The sequence below is a fragment of the Actinocrinis puniceicyclus genome, from assembly GCF_018283645.1.
Taxonomy (GTDB): domain Bacteria; phylum Actinomycetota; class Actinomycetes; order Streptomycetales; family Catenulisporaceae; genus Actinocrinis; species Actinocrinis puniceicyclus.
Genome location: NZ_JAGSXH010000029.1, coordinates 23124 through 42414 on the forward strand (window position 1 = coordinate 23124; position 19291 = coordinate 42414).

Annotated in this window: 11 protein-coding genes; 8 read left to right on the plus strand and 3 right to left on the minus strand. The window is 68.7% G+C overall.

The window, feature by feature from the left end; translation table 11 throughout:
- Positions 1-40: 40 nt before the first annotated feature.
- Positions 41-625, plus strand: a complete 585-nt coding sequence (locus KGA66_RS10915; protein WP_211467369.1) for a hypothetical protein — start codon at positions 41-43, stop codon at positions 623-625.
- Between the two features lie 93 nt (positions 626-718).
- Here KGA66_RS10915 and KGA66_RS10920 read toward each other — a convergent pair whose 3' ends face one another.
- Positions 719-2542, minus strand: a complete 1824-nt coding sequence (locus tag KGA66_RS10920; protein ID WP_211467371.1) for an ABC transporter ATP-binding protein — start codon at positions 2540-2542, stop codon at positions 719-721.
- 888 nt (positions 2543-3430) lie between these two features.
- On the opposite strand from KGA66_RS10920, the gene KGA66_RS10925 reads away from it, so the two are divergent.
- Positions 3431-5308 carry a cellulose binding domain-containing protein gene (locus KGA66_RS10925; RefSeq protein ID WP_211467372.1) on the plus strand — a complete coding sequence of 626 codons (1878 nt, stop codon included), beginning with the start codon at positions 3431-3433 and terminating at the stop codon, positions 5306-5308.
- 234 nt (positions 5309-5542) lie between these two features.
- On the opposite strand, the gene KGA66_RS10930 is transcribed toward KGA66_RS10925, so the two are convergent.
- Both KGA66_RS10930 and KGA66_RS10935 read right to left on the minus strand, forming a co-directional pair.
- A complete protein-coding gene (locus KGA66_RS10930; RefSeq protein ID WP_211467373.1) occupies positions 5543-8383 on the minus strand; it encodes a PKD domain-containing protein in 2841 nt (946 codons plus the stop codon).
- A 272-nt stretch (positions 8384-8655) separates the two neighbouring features.
- The gene (locus KGA66_RS10935) at positions 8656-9291 is read right to left on the minus strand and encodes a universal stress protein (protein ID WP_211467374.1); all 636 of its coding nucleotides are present in this window, start codon (positions 9289-9291) and stop codon (positions 8656-8658) included.
- A gap of 410 nt (positions 9292-9701) precedes the next feature.
- Here KGA66_RS10935 and kdpF point away from each other — a divergent pair, with 410 nt between their 5' ends.
- The 6 genes from kdpF (at position 9702) to KGA66_RS10965 (ending at position 19206) form a co-directional block, all read left to right on the plus strand.
- Positions 9702-9791, plus strand: coding sequence for a K(+)-transporting ATPase subunit F (kdpF, locus tag KGA66_RS10940; RefSeq protein WP_211467375.1), 90 nt, complete (start codon positions 9702-9704; stop codon positions 9789-9791).
- Positions 9791-11452, plus strand: coding sequence for a potassium-transporting ATPase subunit KdpA (kdpA, locus tag KGA66_RS10945; protein WP_211467377.1), 1662 nt, complete (start codon positions 9791-9793; stop codon positions 11450-11452). The genes kdpF and kdpA overlap by 1 nt, the downstream gene beginning before the upstream one ends.
- Positions 11452-13551 carry a potassium-transporting ATPase subunit KdpB gene (gene kdpB, locus KGA66_RS10950; RefSeq protein ID WP_211467379.1) on the plus strand — a complete coding sequence of 700 codons (2100 nt, stop codon included), beginning with the start codon at positions 11452-11454 and terminating at the stop codon, positions 13549-13551. Before kdpA ends, kdpB begins: the two co-directional genes overlap by 1 nt.
- 2 nt (positions 13552-13553) lie before the next feature.
- Positions 13554-14219 (plus strand): K(+)-transporting ATPase subunit C, encoded by a 666-nt coding sequence (kdpC, locus tag KGA66_RS10955; RefSeq protein WP_211467382.1) that lies wholly within the window; start codon positions 13554-13556, stop codon positions 14217-14219.
- Positions 14220-14479: 260 nt separating this feature from the next.
- Positions 14480-15730 (plus strand): metallophosphoesterase family protein, encoded by a 1251-nt coding sequence (locus KGA66_RS10960; protein ID WP_312886854.1) that lies wholly within the window; start codon positions 14480-14482, stop codon positions 15728-15730.
- The gene (locus KGA66_RS10965; protein ID WP_211467384.1) at positions 15727-19206 is read left to right on the plus strand and encodes an ATP-binding protein; all 3480 of its coding nucleotides are present in this window, start codon (positions 15727-15729) and stop codon (positions 19204-19206) included. Before KGA66_RS10960 ends, KGA66_RS10965 begins: the two co-directional genes overlap by 4 nt.
- Positions 19207-19291 lie beyond the last annotated feature (85 nt).

Consider the following 19291-nt stretch of genomic DNA (forward strand, 5'->3'; position numbering starts at 1 on the left):
TTCAGTATGCTCAGGTCGACCGGACGCGAAGGGGGAAATGATGGAATCGCGATCCGAACTCGCGGTGCGTGTGGTCGAAGTGCTACCGGGCAGCCGATTCCTCGTGATCGTCGATGCGGACGACGTCGATCTACCCGACCGGGACGAACTCGGCGATCTGCGTTACCACGCGCGCAAGCAGATGCGCGCTCCGGTCCTCGGCATGGGCGTCGATGAGGTCTTCCTCGTCGAATCGGTGGTCGCCGCCGTGGTCAACGGCGTGATCAGCCCAGCGGTGTGGGCACCCTTCCCCGCCGCGGGCCGCTGGCTCGAGCGCACGATCCGTGCCCGCCGCGCGGCCGGCAGCGCCGCGAGCGAACCGGCCGGCGCGCTCACCCCGGCGCCCGTCCTCGGCGGCACTGAGAATCCGGACCCTGATTTCGACCCGGTCGCCCGCGCCGTGGCGCTGGTGCGCAGGGTCCTGAGCAGCCGGCCCGACTGGGCCGAGCCGCAGTTGGAGTCGGTCAAGGGCGACGACGTCACCTGGACGGTGCAGCTGTCCGTGGCCGACCGCTGGAAGGCCTCAGTACACATGTCGCACGACGGCCACCTCGTCGAGATCGCCATCGACCCGGTGAAACGCTGACCGGCGTTGAAGCAGCGCCTGTCCAGCAGGGGACGAAGAAGGACGACTGGCAGCGCCGGCAGGATGTCCGTTCGCCATGGGCTGTCGGCACGATCAGGCGGTGGCGCCTGCCTGCGCGGAAGTGTCGGTGAGGAAACCGCCTGACTGGTGTTGCCAGAGCTTCGCATAGGCGCCCTCGCAGGCGAGCAGTTCGTGGTGGGTGCCCTGCTCGATGATCCGGCCGCGGTCGAGCACGACGAGTCGGTCCATGCCGGCGACCGTGCTGAGGCGGTGCGCCACCACCAGCGCGGTACGTCCTTGCATCAGCCGCCAGAGTGCCTCCTGGACGAGGATCTCGCTTTCGGAGTCCAGGGCGCTGGTCGCCTCGTCGAGCAGCAGGATCGGGGCGTCGCGCAGGATGGCCCGGGCCAGGGCGACGCGCTGGCGTTGTCCGCCGGAGAGTTTCACCCCGCGTTCGCCCACCATCGTGTCGTAACCGTCGGGCAGCGCGTCGACGAACTCTGCGACGTGCGCGGCCTGGGCCGCGCGGTGGATCTCGGCCTCGGTGGCGCCGGGTCGGGCGAACGCGATGTTCTCGCGCAGCGAGCGGTGGAACATCGCCGGGTCCTGGGGCACGTAGGCGATCAGACTGCGCAGGTCGGCTTGGCGCAGGTCGCGGATGTCCTGGCCGCCGATCAGGATCCTGCCTCCATCGATGTCGGTCATCCGCAGCAGCAGCCTGGTCAGCGTGCTCTTGCCACCGCCGGACCTGCCCACCAGCCCGATTCTGGCGCCGGCGGGCACGACCAGGTCAAGCTCGTCGAAAAGCGGCTCGCCGCTGCTGTAGCCGAAGGTCACCCGCTCGAAGCGGATCTCGGCGGGCCGGGAGCGAAGCGGTGCCGGCGCCACCGGGTCGAGTACGCTCGCCGGCGTGCGCAGCAGGGCGGTGAACTGCGCGGCCTCGGTCATCGCGCTTTCCAGGTTGCGGTAGATCCGGTTGAAATCGAACATGATCCGCGTCGCGTTCGCATAGTAGGAGAAGACGATCACGATCGCCGCCACCCCCGCACCATGTGTGGCGAGCGTGACCGCCAGCAGCAGGCCGAGGCCGTTGGTCAGCACCGACATCGGCGCGATCAGCGTGTCGACGCGCAGGTTGCTGTAGTCCCAGGAGCGCAGCGAGAGCCGCCTGGCCTGCGCGACCCGTGAGCGGTGTTCGGCGGCCTCCCTGCGTTCGGCGGCGAAGGCCCGCACCGTGTCCATGTTCGTCAGGCTGTCGGCGACATGGCCCGCGACGCGGGCGATGGCCGCTTCGCGCTGATCGACCAACGCCTGGCGGCGGCGAATGATCGGGACTACCGCCAGGGCCGTGACCGCGATCATCCCCAGGAGCGCGACCACGAGCCACGGGTCGTAGTGCCACAGCACGACCGAGCCGAAGGCCAGCGGGACGAAGTTGCCCGCGACGTCGAACACCAGGGTGTCGGCGGTCTGCTCGAACCGGGAGGCGAAGCTCAGGACCCGCTTGGTCAGCGAGCCGGCGAAGTTGTCGTGGAAGAACGCGCAGTCCTTGGCGAACAGCTCGTCCAGGCCCACCACATACAGGTGCTCGATGCCCAGGGCGTCGACGCGGTTGAGGAAGTGGATGCCGATGCGCCAGAGCACCTCGGAGAGCAGCATGACGCCGGCGAAACCGAGCACATAGGGAAACGCCGAACCGAGAACGAGGTGAGCGTTGTCGCTGATTCGTGTGACAAGCCGCGCGACGAGCAGCGGCGCGATGTAAAGGATACCGATGTTGCCCAAAGCCGGCCCCAGCACAGCCGGCAGCGCCAGCCGCCACAGCCGGGTCACCTCGCGCCGGTAATAGCGCGCCGCGAGCATCACCGAACCCTTGTCCGGTTTCTCCTCGTCCTCGTCCTGGGGCGAAACGCCCATCACGCCGCCCCCTCACCGTTGTCGCAGGATGAAGCGGTAGGCCGCCATCAGAGCGCTTAGTGTCCCGTCACGGCGGCAATGTAGTCCAAGGGTTTTAGCGGTGGGACGCGACGCCGTCATCGCCACATGACAGCGAAGGTCGAGTGCTCACGGAACCCGGATTCTTGCTCACCCGGCGCTCGGCCCCCTCATCCCGCCTTGCCGCGTTGCCGAAACGCCCACAGACGACCCACTGCGTTGATTGAGCACCGCGAGGGTGTTCCGGCGCCTTGCCAGCCGGGCGCGGATGACCGGACGCGCGCAGCCAGGTCGAGCAGAGTCATGCGACGGATTTCCGGCGCGGGACACTAGGCCGACGCGATCCTGGCGTGCGACTTTCCTGAGGCGGTCACACTGAGTGGGCAGCTGGTGCGCGCATCAGATTGCTGTGAGCGTCACCGGGGTCGCTCGGGCGTGTACGTGGGAAACTTTCGCCGAGCCACAACGCCTGTCCGTCCGGTTCGCAGCGCACGTCGAGGCGCTCGACGGAGCGGGCCGACCACGTCACGGGGCGAGGACGGACGCGCCGACTCGGCGGGAGCGCTGTGGCGCGCCGCCGCGCGGGGAGAGCGGCTCTTGTCCCTGCGCGTGACCCGCTGGACACTTCGCGTGTCTCCACCGTCGCCGCCAGCCGCGCCGTGGAACCGGCCGTGCGCTCGCCGGTGCGCGCGGCGGCGGCCATCGCCTGCCGGGCACCGAGTGGCGGCGCGATCTGCGGGCGTCGACCGGGAGTCTGGAATGCGTGTACTGCGGCCCCGGCAGCCGCCCGCCACACGCTGTCGGCGGCGCCGGTGGCGTGGGCTTCGAGCACAGCGGGTCAGCGGTCTCCATCCGGCGCGGAGGTTTTCGATGAAGCGGAACCATCACCGATCGTGGGCGGTCGGCGCGGTCGCCGTCGCGGTCGTCGGCGGCGGGTTGACCGTGATGAGCTCGGCGCAAGCAGCCACCGGCTGTCAGGTCTCCTACAGCGTCGCCAGCCAGTGGCAGGGCGGGTTCGGCGCGAGCGTGAGCATCACCAACCTCGGCGGTCCGATCACCGGCTGGCAGCTGTCCTGGTCCTTCACGGCCGGTCAGACGATCACACAGTTGTGGAACGGGAGCTTCACCCAGTCCGGCTCGAACGTCACGGTCAGCAGCCTGTCCTACAACGGTTCGCTGGCGACCGGCGGCAGTACGAGCTTCGGGTTCAACGGGGCGTGGCGCGGCAGTAACCCCGTTCCCGGCAGCTTCGCGCTGAACGGCGTCACCTGCACCGGCGCCGTCAGCAGCGACTCGGCGAGCCCGTCGGCCTCGGCTTCGCCGTCCGCGTCGTCCTCCGCGTCGAGTTCGTCCACGGTGGCCACGCCTCAGCGGCTTTACGCCACGAACGACGCCACCTCGATCACCCTGTCCTGGACCGAGCCGACCGCCGACGACCGGCCCGCTTACTTCAACGTCTACGAGGGCGGCGTGGTGGTGGCCCGCAACACCACCACATACGTGACCATCCGAAACCTGGTGTTCGACAGCACGCACACCTACACGGTGACCGCCGTCGACCCGGCCGGGCGGGAGTCCGCTCCCAGCGCGGCCGTCTCCCGCACCGCGTTCGAGGGCGGCGCGTACGCGTGCGGAATCACCGCGCCGAGCGGCTTGGTCGCGAGCGACGTCACTGGGTCCGCCTTCTCGTTGTCCTGGTCCAACGCCCTGCCCTCCTACGATCAGGCGGGCACACTCGTGGTGCTGCTCGACGGGACGGCCGTGGCGCAGACCAGCCTGGACAGTGCCCGGATCAGCGGACTCGCGCCGTCCTCGACCCACAGCGTCGCGGTCGCGCGCCGGGACTGCACCGGCACCCTGCACTCCAGCGCGCCGCTGACCGTCACCACCCTGTCCGGCGCGTCCCCGCAGTCGCCCGCGCCTAGCGGCCTGACCGTGACCGGCACCACCAACACCACGGTGTCACTGTCCTGGAGCGCGTCGGGGGCCGCCGCCGGCTACGCGGTCTACGACGGCGGCGCCCGCGTCGCGACCACGACGGGCACCGCGGCGACCGTCACCGGCCTGTGGCGGGATACCGCGCACCGGTTCACCGTCTCCGCACTGGACGCCGCCGGCGCGGAGTCGGCGCAAAGCGCCCCGGCCGTCGCCTCGACGACGCCCTGCGACACCGTCACGCCCGCGCCGGTCGCGCTCGCGGTCACGCCCCGCTCGGCGTCCACGGTCGCGCTGACCTGGGTGTCCACGGTGCAGTCCGCCGGCTTCATCGTCTACCACTCCGGAAACCCGGTCGCGACCGTCGAGGCAGCGTCGGCGGTGGTCACCGGGCTGCCTTCGGCGAGCACCGCGCAGTACTCGGTCGCGGTCCAGGCCGTCTCCCGCGGGGGCGCGTGCCCCGCCTCGGCGCCGAGCAGCCCGGTGGCCGCGACCACGCTACCCGGCTCGGCCGCGCGGCCCGCCGCCCCGACGATGCTCGCGGTCACCGGCCAGAGCAGCAGTCCCACCAGTCCCGAAACCGGCACTGTCACGCTCGCCTGGAGCCAGCCGGCCGGCAGCGACCCGGTCACCGGATACCGGATCTACGACGGTGCGACCGTGCTCGCCGCCACGACCACGACCGGCGTGACCCTGACCCTGCCGTCAGGCCCGACCCACGAGGTATACGCCGTGTCCGTGGACGCGGCGGGCAACGAGTCGACCCTGGACGGACCCGTCTCCTTCACCGTGCCCTACATCCCCTTCCCGTGACAGACACGGTCTGCCTGTCTGCCTGTCTGCCTGTCTGCCGGCCAGGCTGAACTCGTGAGCACCGCGCCGGCGGCGGTGGGGTGCTCACCACCGGTTGCCGGAGGTGCGATCGAATCACCGCACGATCAGCGCTAGCGATCCGACCGTCAGGACCGGTGGACAAACCGCGCGCTCTCACCGATCAGGCGACGACGACTGTCGACGGACGCCGGGGCGATTCCCTTGGATCGGCGCCTACGGACCGATGGCGACGAAGTACCCGTACACGTCGACGATCAGTTGCAGGCTGCCGCCGCTGCCGTTGTAGAAGTCAACCGCGTCGTCGGACGGAACGAGCGGAAGTGCGAGGTTCGCGGCCGTTTCGTGCGGCGCGAAGTTGAGCGTCGACGTGTTGGGCACGATCAGCGGCTGGTTGCCCAGGTCGCTGTTGTCCGGGAACACAGTCAGGTATCCGCCGGCGTTCGTGTCGGTGACGGTCGTGTTGAGAACCAGGCCGGTGAGTACGGCACTGGGGTCGAGACGCCCCAGCCCTTGGTTCATCTGGACGATGTACGCGTTGCCGGAGGGCACGGCGCCTGCGGCAATCTTGCGGCTGTCCAGGCGGCGGAACGGCGTTACCGGCACATACGACGATGCGGGCGTGGAGCTGAAGTAGCCGTAGAGGTCCGCGATCAGCCGTGCCGGACCTCCGGCTATGGACAGATCGATGTAGCCGTCCTGGCCTACGGGCACGATCGCCGCGTTCGCGACCGTCTGTCCGGGCCCGAAGTTCACGTTCGAAACCGTGGGCTGCGACTGACCGTCAGGATACGCAGACACGTACCCGCCCAAGGAGGGCCCCGCGACGGTCAGGTTCAATGCCACCGCCGTCACGTTGGCCGGAATGTTGCCGACGCCGGCGACCTTCAGCCGCACCGGCGTTCCCTGCCGCACGGTCGAATACGGATAGCCTCCGGTGCCGTCGCGGGTATCAAGCATCCGGTCCGGGCTCGTGCCGCGGTACTCTTGCGCGGCGGCGGCGGTGAAGTACCCGCTCACGTCAGCGATCAGCGCCACCGTCCCACCGCTGCCGTTGTAAAGCTCGATCGTGCCGTCCGGCCCGACCGGGACGACCGCCAGATTCGCGACGGTTTGACCGGCCGAGAAGTTCAGGCTCGACGTGGCTGGCCGAGGCATACCGGAGGGGTACGCCGTCAGGTATCCGCCCGCCTTGGGCCCGGTCACCGTGAGATTCAACGCGACCGCGCTCACGTGTGCAGGCATGCCGACCGCGCCGCCGATGCGTAGCTTCAACGTTCCGCCCGCGGCGACGGCCGACGTGGATCCGCCGGTTCCTGTCCCCTTGCGCGTATCGAGGACACGTACCGGTCCGTACGCGACGTAATCGGTGCCAAGCGTCGTGACGCTCATCTTGGCCATGGCCGAGTTCGAGCCGCCGTCGGAAAGCGTGACCGATACCACATACGTGCCCGGCCTTGAGTACGTGTGACTGGTCGTGCCGGTCGAATTCACCTCGGCAGTCGTCGAGTCGCCGTAGTCGAAGCGGTACTGAGCGACCGTCCAGGGCTCGGATACGTTCGTCGCGTTCATGTCGAAGCTCAGGGCGCCATAGGCCGTCGACGTCAGGCCCGGAGTGGAGAAGGCCCCTGAGCCGACGACGACCGTGCTGCCGGTCATGTCCGCGCGGAAGGCCGATCCCTTCGATGCGCTCCCGGTGACGTGGTAGGTCCCTGAGGACTGATAGGTGTGGCTCACCGTGGCGGAAGTTCCGGTGATCACGGTCCCGTCGCCGAAATCGACGGAGTAGGTGTAGCCCGAGATCTGAGACCAAGCGTCCTTCGCGCTGAACACCGCGGTGACGGTACCGCCCGGCGAGATGCTCTGCGGCGATGCCGTTACCTTGACCGACGTTATCGAGTCCTGATACTCGCTGGCGCCCCTGTCGTAGTAGGTATGGCTGCCGGAGCCCTTGTTCGGCACCAGCGGGTCGTCCACCGGCAGGTTGTGCGGGTCGTCCCAGGTCTCTCCCGGCGCGGCGGAGTCGGCTGAGTCGATGAACGGCTGGTTCTCGTTGTTGTTGTCGTAGGCCGCGAAGTCGTCGTGGGCGCCCTGCCCGGTCTGCGCGCGGAAGGCGGCCGCCTGACCGGACGCGTAGGTGGTTCCGGCCCACACGTAGGAACCGCTGCTGCCCAGCGACATTCCGCCGAGGTCGTTGTAGTCGGAGTGCGTCGAAGCCGTCGCCGTGGCGGCGACCGAGATGCCGACGTTGCTCGAGTTGTCCGGGCAGCCCGAGTCGCCCATCAGGATGTTGTTCTCGATGACCGTCGCGGCGGCGGCGCCCTGGATGTCGAGCTCGGGCCCGCAACTGCCCATTCCGGTGTTACCGACGATGTCGGTGCCGCTCGCCCCGGAGACCACTACCTCGTTCGCGGTTGCGCCCAACTTGTTCGAGGCGACGATGGTGCCCGAAACCGTGGAGTCGATCTGGACGCCCGCACCTACCGCGACGATGTAGTTGCCACGCAACGTGTCATCTGATGACGCACCGGCGATCTCGATGGCGGGAAGCGCCGAGGGGTAGGCGCCGTCGATGGAGGAGTTGGTTATGGAGACGTGCGAGCTGTCCGTGACGGCAACGCTGCTCGACGATGGCCGCCCGGTCTCGATGCTGTCGATATTGACGTAACTCGCGCCGGTGACGGCGATGTCGTGCGCGCCGATCGGGCTGGAACCGTTGAAGTCGATCTTGGTCGGCCAGCTGTAGGTCGAGGGGCTGAACGGGACGCCGGCGAAGGTGATCGGCGCGTCAGCGGTCCCCGACCTGGTGATGTCCACCTCGTTGTCGTAGGTGCCCGCCCCGATCCGCACAGTTTGGCCGGGGTTCACGACGTTCGCAGCGGCCTGGATCGTGCAAAACGGCATGGATTGGCTGCCCGATCCGGTGTCCGAGCACGCGGCCGACGTGTTGTCGACGTACAGCGTCGCTACCGCGGCGGCGCGCGCCGTGGTCGTGGCGGCGAGTGAAGCGGTAACCGTGATTAGGGCGGCGATCGCCGCGACCCGGCGCGTCCGCACCGCATCCCCCCAGGAAACGAGTCAAGCTCTAGGCAAGCCACCCCACCTTACTGGCATGGATCACATGGCAAAAGTTCAGTGTGATGCGGTCTTGCTACAGCGGCACCGTGGCCCGCCCCGGGTCCACTCCATGCCAGAGGTCTTACCGTGGATCAGGTATGCCGGCCCAACCTGGTGCCAGAGTTGTGACCTGGCCGGCGTATACGGCCGGTGCGGCGGTGCCAGCGCTGATCGGCACGGCGCTGTATCTGCGGCTGCGCGAGTATCGGTGATCAGCGCGCAAGAACGCCGGCCCGAACGCGGAACCCGCGCCACAGCAGGTCGGTGCCGTCTGCGCGAAAGCGCGGGACGCGGTCTGACACGGTGTCGCCCGCACGGCGGCTGCCCGGCGGGGACACCTGGCCGCCGGTCGAGGGTCGCCAAAGGCGCGCGCGGTGATGCAGCCGCCCGACGTCCCGCGCCAGCGTGCTGGACGGGACCACGATCACGGCGCATCCGGCGTGCCTCAGGCAGTATTGCGGCGCGCAGCCGTACCAGGCGCGGTGCAGTTGGCCGCGACGGTTTTCACCGACGACGAGCACGTCGCTCTCCCGGTCGGCGAGCGTGACCAGGACCTGTCCGGCGCGTCCGCGAACGACCTGGGGCCTGGTGGGCAGGTTCTCCGGCGGGCCGCCCAGTCCCTGGTCGAACGCGTCCAGCAACCGCCGCTCGGCGGCGTCGGCCCACTCCCGCGTGAGCAGCGGCGGGTAGCGGCGGCCGGCGCCGTCGCCGCCCGGCGGTTCCCACGCGATGACCGGAACCAGGGTCTCGCCGAAGGCTCGGGCGTGGCCGACGGCGAAGCGCAGCGCCTGCAGGCTGCCCGGCGTGCCGTGCACGCCCACGATGACTCGTCCGAACAGGTGGGACACCGGCCGCTCCTTCGCTCAGCCCGCAGCCGGTTTCACTCCAGCACGCGGCAGCTCGCCACAGGCGGATTCTGACGGCGCTCTAACGCCCGGGCGCGCGGATCTGACGACTTTCTGACATGGGATGACGCAGACAGGCGACCCCGCGAGATCACGCAGAGGTGACGCCTTGATGTCGCGGGCGGCGGGCGGCGTCAGATCGGCGTGGAGTTTGCGCGGGCAGCCGTTTGAAACGCGTGAGCGACCGGCTCGACCGGCTCGACCGGCGCTTACATCGATTTCGGCCCTGGACAGGAGCCGCTCGCAAAACGTCGTTCATTCGAGGAGCCCCGCTGTGGCCGATGTGGTGTCCGTGGTGTTGATCGTCGCGGTGTTCGCGGTGCTCGCCCTGGTGGTCAAGGGGGTCGAGCGCCTTGAGCGCTGACAACGTCATCGGCCTGGTCGTCGCCGTCGCGCTGACCGTCTACCTGGTGGCCGCGCTCGTGAAACCGGAGAAGTTCTAGTGTCCGTCGCAATCGCCGGCTGGCTGCAGGCCGGTCTGCTCGTGCTCGCACTCGCGATCTCCTATCGACCGCTGGGCGACTACCTGGCGCACATCCTGACCTCGCCGAAGCACTGGCGGATCGAGAAGTTCCTCTACCGGCTGATCGGGGTGGACAGCGAGGCCGACCAGACCTGGTCGGTGTACATCCGCTCGGTGCTGGCGATCTCCGTCGTGGGCGTGCTGCTGCTGTACTCGATCCTGCGCGTCCAGGACCACCTGATGCTGGCCCTCGGCATGCCCGGGATGCGGGCGAACCTGGCGTACAACACCGCGTCCTCGTTCGTGACGAACACGAACTGGCAGAACTACTCGGGTGAGAACACCCTCGGGTACACCGCCCAGTTCGCCGGGCTGGCGGTGCAGAACTTCATCTCCGCGGCCGTGGGCATCTGCGTCGCCGCCACCCTGATCCGCGGCTTCGTGCGCAGGCAGAGCGACCGGGTCGGCAACTTCTGGGTCGACCTGATGCGGCTGAACCTGCGGCTGCTGCTGCCGTTCTCCTTCGTGCTGGCGATCGTCCTGGTCGCCTCCGGCGTGGTGCAGTCCCTGGCCGACCCGCACACCGTCACCACGGTCACCGGCGGCCATCAGACGCTTTACACAGGGGCGACCGCGTCGCAGGAGGCGATCAAGGAACTCGGGACGAACGGCGGCGGGATCTTCAACGCCAACTCCTCCCACCCGTTCGAGAACCCGAACGCGTGGACCGACTGGCTCGAGATCTACCTGCTGCTTGTCATCGGCTTCTCGCTGCCGCGCACCTTCGGGCGGATGGTCGGCTCGCAAAAGCAGGGCTACGCGATCGTCTCGGTCATGGCCCTGCTGTGGGCGGGCTCAACGGCGATCAACACCTGGCTGGAGGCGCGCGGCTGGGGCGCCGCCGCACGCCTGGCCGGCGGCGCGATGGAGGGCAAGGAGGTGCGCTTCGGCATCCCCGCCTCCTCGCTGTTCGCCACCTCCACCACGCTCACCTCCACCGGCGCGGTCAACTCCACGCACGACTCGTACACCCCGCTCGGTGGCGGGATGGCGCTGTTCAACATCCTGCTCGGCGAGGTCGCGCCCGGCGGCACCGGATCAGGGCTCTACGGCATGCTGATCCTGGCCATCGTCACGGTGTTCGTCGCGGGATTGATGGTCGGGCGCACCCCCGAGTATCTGGGCAAGAAGATCCGCCCGGCCGAGATGAAGTACGCGGCGCTCTACATCCTGGCCACCCCGGCGGTCGTGCTGACCTTCACCGGTATCGCCATGGCCGCCCCGAGCGCGCGCAGTTCCATGAACAACACCGGACCGCACGGCCTGACCGAGGTGCTCTACGCCTTCGGCTCGATGGGCAACAACAACGGTTCGGCCTTCGCCGGGCTGAACGGCGACACGCAGTTCTGGAACCTGACCGGCGGCCTCGCCATGACGCTCGGCCGCTTCCTGCCGATGATCTTCGTGGGGGCGCTGGCCGGCTCCCTGGCAAAGCAGAAGCAGACCCCGGCTTCCGCCGGCACGCTGGCGACGCACAAGCCGCTGTTCGTCGGCATGCTGCTCGGCGTCACGCTCATCGTCGTGGGACTGACCTACTTCCCCGCGCTCGCGCTGGGCCCGCTCGCTGAAGGACTCTCCTAATGGCCGTCACCACACCCACCGCACCGCAGAGCGGCCGGCACCCGGTGGCACCGCGGCGCATCGGCGGCGGATTCCTCGACCCGAAGATGCTGTGGACGTCCCTGCCCGACGCCCTGAAGAAGCTGGACCCACGGGTGCAGCTGCGCAACCCGGTCATGTTCGTGGTCGAAATCGGCTCGTTGCTGACCACGTATTCCGCGCTCGCGCACCCCTCGATCTTTGCTTGGACGATCACCGGGTGGCTTTGGCTGACGGTGGTGTTCGCGAACCTGGCCGAGGCCGTCGCGCAGGGCCGTGGCAAGGCGCAGGCGGCCACGCTGCGCAAGACCAGGACGCAGACCGTCGCGCGCCGGCTGACCTCCTGGGCGCCGGGCAGCGCAGGGTCCGAGACCGAGATCGCAGCCACCGAGCTCAAGCTCGGCGACCACGTCGTGGTCGAGGCCGGGCAGATCATCCCCGGCGACGGCGACGTGGTGGAGGGCGTGGCCTCGGTCGACGAATCCGCGATCACCGGCGAATCAGCCCCCGTCATCCGCGAGTCCGGCGGCGACCGCTCGGCCGTCACCGGCGGCACCCGCGTGCTGTCCGACCGGATCGTGGTGCGCGTCACCACCAGGCCCGGCGAGACCTTCATCGACCGGATGATCGCGCTGGTGGAGGGCGCGGCGCGGCAGAAGACCCCGAACGAGATCGCCCTCAACATCCTGCTGGCCTCCCTCACCATCGTGTTCCTGCTCGCCGTGGTCACGCTCCAGCCCCTCGCCTTCTACTCCGACGCCCCGCAGTCGTTGGTCATCCTGGTCGCCCTCGTAGTCGCGCTCATCCCGACCACGATCGGCGCGCTGCTCTCCGCGATCGGCATCGCCGGCATGGACCGCCTCGTGCAGCGCAACGTGCTGGCCATGTCCGGCCGCGCGGTCGAGGCCGCCGGGGACGTCAATACCCTGCTGCTCGACAAGACCGGCACCATCACCCTGGGCAACCGGCGGGCGAGCGAGTTCGTACCCGTACCCGGCGTCGAGATCGCGGCGCTCGCCGATGCTGCGCAGCTCTCCTCACTCGCCGACGAGACGCCCGAGGGCCGCTCGATCGTGGTGCTGGCCAAGGAGGAATACCGGCTGCGCGGGCGCGAGCTGCACGACGCGACCTTCGTGGAGTTCACCGCGCGGACACGCATGTCCGGCGTCGATCTGTCCGACGGGACCGTAATCCGCAAGGGCGCCGCGACCGCGGTGATGAAATGGGTGCGCGAGCACGGCGGGCATCCGACCGAGCAGGTCGGACAGGTCGTGGACGCGATCTCCGCCTCCGGCGGCACGCCGCTGGTGGTCGCCCAGGTCCGGTCGGGCCAGGCCCAGGTCCTCGGCGTGATCCACCTCAAGGACATCGTCAAGGACGGCATCAAGGAGCGCTTCGCCGAACTGCGCGAGATGGGCATCAAGACCGTCATGATCACGGGCGACAACCCGCTGACCGCCAAGGCGATCGCAGACGAAGCAGGGGTCGACGACTTCCTGGCCGAGGCCGGCCCGGAAGACAAGATGGCACTGATCAAGAAGGAGCAGGAGGGCGGCAAGCTGGTCGCGATGACCGGCGACGGCACCAACGACGCCCCGGCCCTCGCGCAGGCCGACGTCGGCGTGGCGATGAACACCGGCACCTCGGCCGCCAAGGAGGCCGGGAACATGGTGGACCTGGACTCCAACCCCACCAAGCTGATCGAGATCGTGCAGATCGGCAAGCAGCTGCTGATCACCCGCGGCGCGCTGACCACCTTCTCCATCGCCAACGACGTGGCGAAGTACTTCGCGATGGTGCCGGCCATGTTCGCGGGCGTCTTCCCCGGGCTGGGCAAACTCAACATCCTGCACCTGCACAGCCCGGCCTCCGCGATCACCTCGGCGATCATCTTCAACGCCCTGATCATCATCGCGCTGATCCCGCTGGCTCTGCGGGGCGTGCGCTACACCCCCTCGTCGGCCAGTGCCCTGCTGCGCCGCAACCTGTGGATCTACGGCTTCGGTGGCCTGGTCATCCCGTTCGCCGGGATCAAGCTGCTCGACCTGGTGATCCAGTACCTGCCCGGAATGGGACACTGACCATGAACCGACTTCCCGCCCCGATCCTGCGACACCTCGCCGCACTGCGCGCGCTGCTGGTGCTCACGGTGATCTGCGGCATCGCCTACCCGCTGCTGGTCACGGGCATCGCACAGGCCGCGTTCAAGGACAAGGCCGACGGCTCGCTGATCAAGGACGCCAAGGGACAGAGCGTTGGCTCCGCGTTGCTGTGCCAGGAGTTCGTCGACGCCAAGGGCAACCCGCTGCCGCAGTACTTCCAGCCCCGCCCCTCCAACGCCATCCTCGCAGGTTCGACCAACGACCACGGCTGCGACCCGGCCCAGTCCGGCGGCAGCAACCTGGGCACGAACAGTGACAAGCTCAAGCAGCAGGTAGCCGACCGGCAGAAGACGATGGCGGCCTTCGACTCGGTCCCCGGCCACAGCGTCACCCCGGGCCAGGTCGCCGTGGACGCGGTCACCGCCTCGGCCTCGGGTCTGGATCCCGACATCTCCCCGCTCAACGCCGCGCAACAGGAGCACCGCATCGCCGCCACCCGCGGCATCACGGCGGCCCAGGTCGAAGCACTGGTCAAGGCGAACACCGGCGGGCGCGACCTCGGCTTGCTCGGCGAGAGCGGCGTCAACGTCCTGCAGCTGAACCTCGCCCTGGACGCACAGTACCCGTACACAGGCAAATACAGATGATGCTGTAGACCGGCGCCGCGGGCGCAGCCCGCGCCCGCGGGACCGCGGACCAAGAGGACCGGCGACATGCGCGGCAAACTGCTCCCTGGGCATGATCTTGATCCATCGCCATGGGGCGCATGCCGCGATCCAGTTCAACCCCGTCTCGCGCTGTGCGCCCCGGGGAAATCGACCGTAGTGAACGGTTCACCTGCGGTTTGCGCGGCGCAGGACTATCGTAAGGCGCCGTTCGACCGTACCGGCTGGGGGGATTGATCGCTGTGAAGCTTCTGCACGCCGCCGATCTGCACATCGACAGCCCCTTGCGAGGCCTGGAGAGGTATCCGGACGCCCCGGTCGCGGCGATCCGCACCGCCACGCGTCGCGCCATGGAGAATCTGGTCCAGCTCGCACTGGCCGAGGCGGTCGACGCGGTACTGCTCGCCGGCGACATCTACGACGGCGATTGGCGAGGCTACGACACCGGCCTGTTCTTCCAGCGTCAACTGGGGCTGCTCGCGGAGGCGCAGATCCCCGTCTACCTGGTTTCCGGGAACCACGACGCGGAGAGCCAGATCAGCAGGAACCTCACCCTGCCGCGCAACGTGCACCAGTTCACGACCCATCAGGCCGAGTACGCGGTTGACGAGAAGGCCGGGATCGCAGTGCACGGACAGGGCTACGCGAGCCGCGCGGTGACCGACAACCTCGCCGCGCAATACCCGCGCGCTCTGCCAGGGCTCTTCAACATCGGCTTGCTGCACACCGCGCTCGATGGCCGACGCGAAGGACACGCGCCGTATGCGCCGTGCAGCGTGGAGCAGTTGGCCGCGCTGGGTTACGGATACTGGGCGCTCGGCCACATCCACAAGCGCGAGGTCGTCTCCGACCAGCCGCACATCGTGTTCTCCGGCAACATCCAGGGCCGTCACGCACGGGAAGCCGGTCCGAAGGGCTGCACCCTGGTCACCGTCGAGTCCGGCACCGTGAGCGTTGAGGAACGCCACCTCGACGTGGTGCGCTGGGCTCATCTGCAGGTCGACGCCTCATCGGCCAACGACTTGGACGACGCGTGCGAGCTTGTGCGACGACAGCTCACCGAGGAACGCGACCGAGCAGATGGACGACTGCTCGCCGCACGCGTCAGCGTGGTCGGACGCTCTGCCGCGCACACCGAGGTCTGGCGTGACCACGAGCGGCTGACCCACGAGGTGCGGACTATCGCCTTCGACCTGAGCGACGTCTGGGTGGAGAAGGTACGGCCTTCGACCCGGCCGCCTATCGAGGACGCAGCGGCCGGCGTCGAAGACGGTGCGGAGTTGATCGACGGCTTGATGCGCACGGCTCGGGAACTCGGCGCAGACGCTGACGCTCTGCGCGCGCTGATCGAGAAGGATCCGTTGTGGAGCAAGCTGCCCCGTGAGGCGCGCGAGGAGAACCACATCGGTTCCGGTGATCCGCAGTGGCGTGAACGGCTGCTCGAAGAAGCCTCGGATCTGCTGGTCTCGATGCTGCAGGAGCGTGTCCGGTGAGAATCGACCGCCTCGACCTGGTCAAGTACGGCCGGTTCAGCGACCGCACGATCGACTTCTCCGCCCACGGCGTGCACCTGGTCATCGGCCCGAACGAGGCCGGCAAGTCGACCATGCGCGACGCGATCACCGACCTGCTGTACGGCATCGCGCGACAGACGGCCTACGGCTACCTGCACGACATGCGCGACCTTCGGATCAGCGCACTGCTGCGAGGTCAGGACGACCGGTCGCTGGAAGTCGTGCGCCTGAAGAAGGACCGCGACTCCTTGCGGGACGCCGACGGCGCCGTACTGGATCAGCGGGAACTGGACGCGGTACTGGCCGGGGTCGCGAAGGACGACTTCGTGAAGGTGTTCGCCATCGATCACGATGAGTTGCGCCAGGGCGGCGCCGCCTTGCTGGCCGGGAAGGGGGACCTGGCCAAGGCGCTGTTCGAGAGCCGCTCGAGCGCGCAGCTGATCGCCGTTCTCGATCAGTTGCGCGTCGAGCACGAGAAGCTGTTCGTGCAGCGTGGCAAGAACCCTGAGCTCAATGCCGCCCTGGCCGCCGACGGCCCGTACAACACGGCCCGTCGGGACCTTGCCGATAATCTCCTGCGTCCCGAGATGTATCGCGAGGCCGTGCGCGCGGTCGACGAGGAGCGCAAGGAGCGGGACGCGATCGTCGAGCAGCTCGGCTATGCGCGCGTCGAGGCCGCACGCCTGCTGCGGATCAAGCAGGCCTACGCGGGTATGGCGGAGCGGGCCCGTCTTCTGAACGAACGCGCGGAACTGGTTCAGGCCGGGCCGCGGGCCGACCAGGAAGCAGCCCGCCGGTACGAGAGGCTGCGGGAAGATCGCCAAGAGGCGCAGATCACATCGCGCGGCTTGCAGGAAAGCATCGCGCAGGCCCAGGCCAAGCTCGACCAGCTGGCGCCCGACCAGGCCGCGCTGAACCAGGCTGATGAGATCACGTATCTCAACGATGAGTCCAACGCGATCGCGAGCGCACAGAAGCGCTGTGCGCAGGCGCAGCAGACGGCCGCAGAGCTACGTCAAGAGGCTGCCAACCGGCTGGCCAAGGCACGACCCGGCCACGACAGCGCGGTTCCGATCGAGCCGATCGCGCCCGTACTGCGCACGCGCGTGGATGAGCTTCTCGCACAGCAAGTGAGCCTCGACACTGAGCTGCGCGCCGCGCGCAAACACGCCAACGCCCGCGAGAGAGCACTGGCCAAGGAGCTGGCGAAGCTCGAATCGATCGACTCGTCGAACGTGGATCCCGGGCCGTTGAACGCTGTGATCAAGGCCGTGCCCGCGACGCTGGCCAGTGAGATCACCGCCTTGGAGAAGCAGTGCGCCGCCGCCGAAGCGAAACTGCGCAAGTCCCGCAGGCGCTACGCGCGATTCGCACTCCCCGAGCACACCGCCGATCTCGCGCTGCCCGCCGACGAGGAGATCTCCAAGCACCGCAAGCTCGTGGACACGGCGGAGAAGACCAACAGCGGCAACAACGCCCGACGGGAAGAGTTGGAGGCGGAACTCGGCGAGCAGCGCCGCGCGCTGGAGAAGTTCCTGCGCCACGATCCACCACCGAGCGAGGCCGACCTTGAGAGCTCTCGCTCGCTACGCCAACGGCTCTGGGATCAACTGCGCCCGGGGCTCACCGGCGACTCGCCCGCTCAGTCCCGGCCACCGGTGGCCGCGTACGAGGAAGCAGTCGACGCGAGCGACGACACCGCCGACCGGATGCGCCGAGAGGCCGATCGGCTCGCCGAGCGCAAGAGCCTGGAAAGCTCGGTCGAACGCACCGAACAGAAGCTTTCCGAAGCGCGGCGGCAGTGCGACCTCTCACACGAGACCCTGCGCTCGCTCGACGAGCGCTGGCGCGACCTGTGGGCGCCCAGCGCTCTGGCGGCTCCCGCGCTGGAGATCACGACAGAACTGCTGACCGCGCTACGAACCCTGCGAGAGCAGAGCGACGACCACGACCGGATCCGACTCGACCTGGAGGCCGACCGGTCACAGGCCGCCGGCCACATGGCCCGGCTGCGCGCGGCACTGGGCGACGCCGGCGCACCGGTGCCCGACCAGTGCGCGTCCCTCGCCGAACTTCTCGAATCAGCCCTCGAATACCATGCGGCGCTGCGCGACGCCCTCAAGAAGAGGGCGAACGCGACGGCGAACAGCGACACCCTGCGCGGCGAGACGATCGACGCGAAACAGGAAGTCACGGATTGCGAAGCCTCGCTCGCGCACTGGGAGCGGCAATGGTCGGACCTGCTCGCCGAGCACGAGCTGTCCGGTACACCCGCACAGGTCGCCGCGGTCCTCACCGAAATCGACGAGATCGCCCGGCTCCACAAGGACGCTGCGCGTGAAGATGGGCAGGCCGCGCAAGCCCGAGCACAGGTGGACGCATTCACCGAGCGTCTGCGAACCGCGCTGGAAGCCGCGGGACAACCTCCACTGGCCGATCCCGCCCGCCGCCACCTTGAGGCCAAGTCCCTCAAGCGCTACCTGGATCGGCAGGCCGCGGCCGAAGCCGAACGCAACAGCCTGATCCAGCAGATCGAGGAGCTCAACCGGGAACTCGAGCACTCGCGGGAGAGCCGGGTCGAACACGACACCGTCCTGGCCGCGCTACTCACGCAGAACGCGGTCAGCGATGAGCAGGACCTGGCCGACGCCATCGAACGCGGCGCCGCGCTGCGCGAGCTCGACAAGCACCTGGGCAGCGTCGAACGTACGCTGGGCAGCAGCGGAGTCAGCCTCAGCCAACTCGAACAGGAGGTGGCGGAGCAGGACCCCGACCAGCTCGCGGCGCAGATCGCGGATCTCGACACGACGATCAGCCGGCTGGAGAGTCAGCGCAGCGAGAAGGACGCCAGGCTCGCGCTGGTAGAGCAGGACCTGAACCGGATGAACGGTTCGCCCGCCGCGTCCTTCGCGGCGGACACCGTCGAGCAGGAACTGGCCACGATCGTGCACCGCTCCCAGGACTATCTGCGCCTTCGGCTCGCCGAACAGATCCTGCTGGCCAACATCGAAGCCTACCGGCGGGAGAACCAGACACCGGTCCTGCGCCGAGCCGAGCACGTCTTCGCCCGCATCACCCACGGCCGCTTCCCGGAACTGGTCGCCGACGTCAACCGCGACGGTCGACCCGTCCTGCGCGCACGCCGGGACTCCGGCCACCTCGTCGATGTCGAGGAGATGAGCGAGGGCACCTGCGATCAGCTCTACCTCGCATTGCGCCTCGCCTCCCTTGAGCGCTTCGCCGACGAGGGGCGCGCCATGCCGCTGCTGCTCGACGACGTGCTGATGACCTTCGACGACGGGCGCACCGGCGCCGGCCTGGAGATCCTCGACGAGATGGCCGACCGGTTCCAGGTCATCGTGTTCACCCACCACGACCACATCGGACACCTCGCCAAGGACGCACTGCCGGTGGGCCGGATCCACGTCCACGACATCACCCCGGCCGCCGTCTAGCCGCCGTCTAGCCGCCGTCTAGCCGGCGTCTAGCCGGGCGCAGGTTCGAGCTGCGCAGCCGAAGCGAAGCGACGTCGCGCGCTCC

Coding starts and splice junctions, on each gene's coding strand:
- KGA66_RS10915 (WP_211467369.1), top strand. CDS start 41: ATGGAATCGCGATCCGAACTCGCGGTGCGTGTGGTCGAAGTGCTACCG.
- KGA66_RS10920 (WP_211467371.1), bottom strand. CDS start 2,542: ATGGGCGTTTCGCCCCAGGACGAGGACGAGGAGAAACCGGACAAGGGT.
- KGA66_RS10925 (WP_211467372.1), top strand. CDS start 3,431: ATGAAGCGGAACCATCACCGATCGTGGGCGGTCGGCGCGGTCGCCGTC.
- kdpB (WP_211467379.1), top strand. CDS start 11,452: ATGGCCGTCACCACACCCACCGCACCGCAGAGCGGCCGGCACCCGGTG.
- kdpC (WP_211467382.1), top strand. CDS start 13,554: ATGAACCGACTTCCCGCCCCGATCCTGCGACACCTCGCCGCACTGCGC.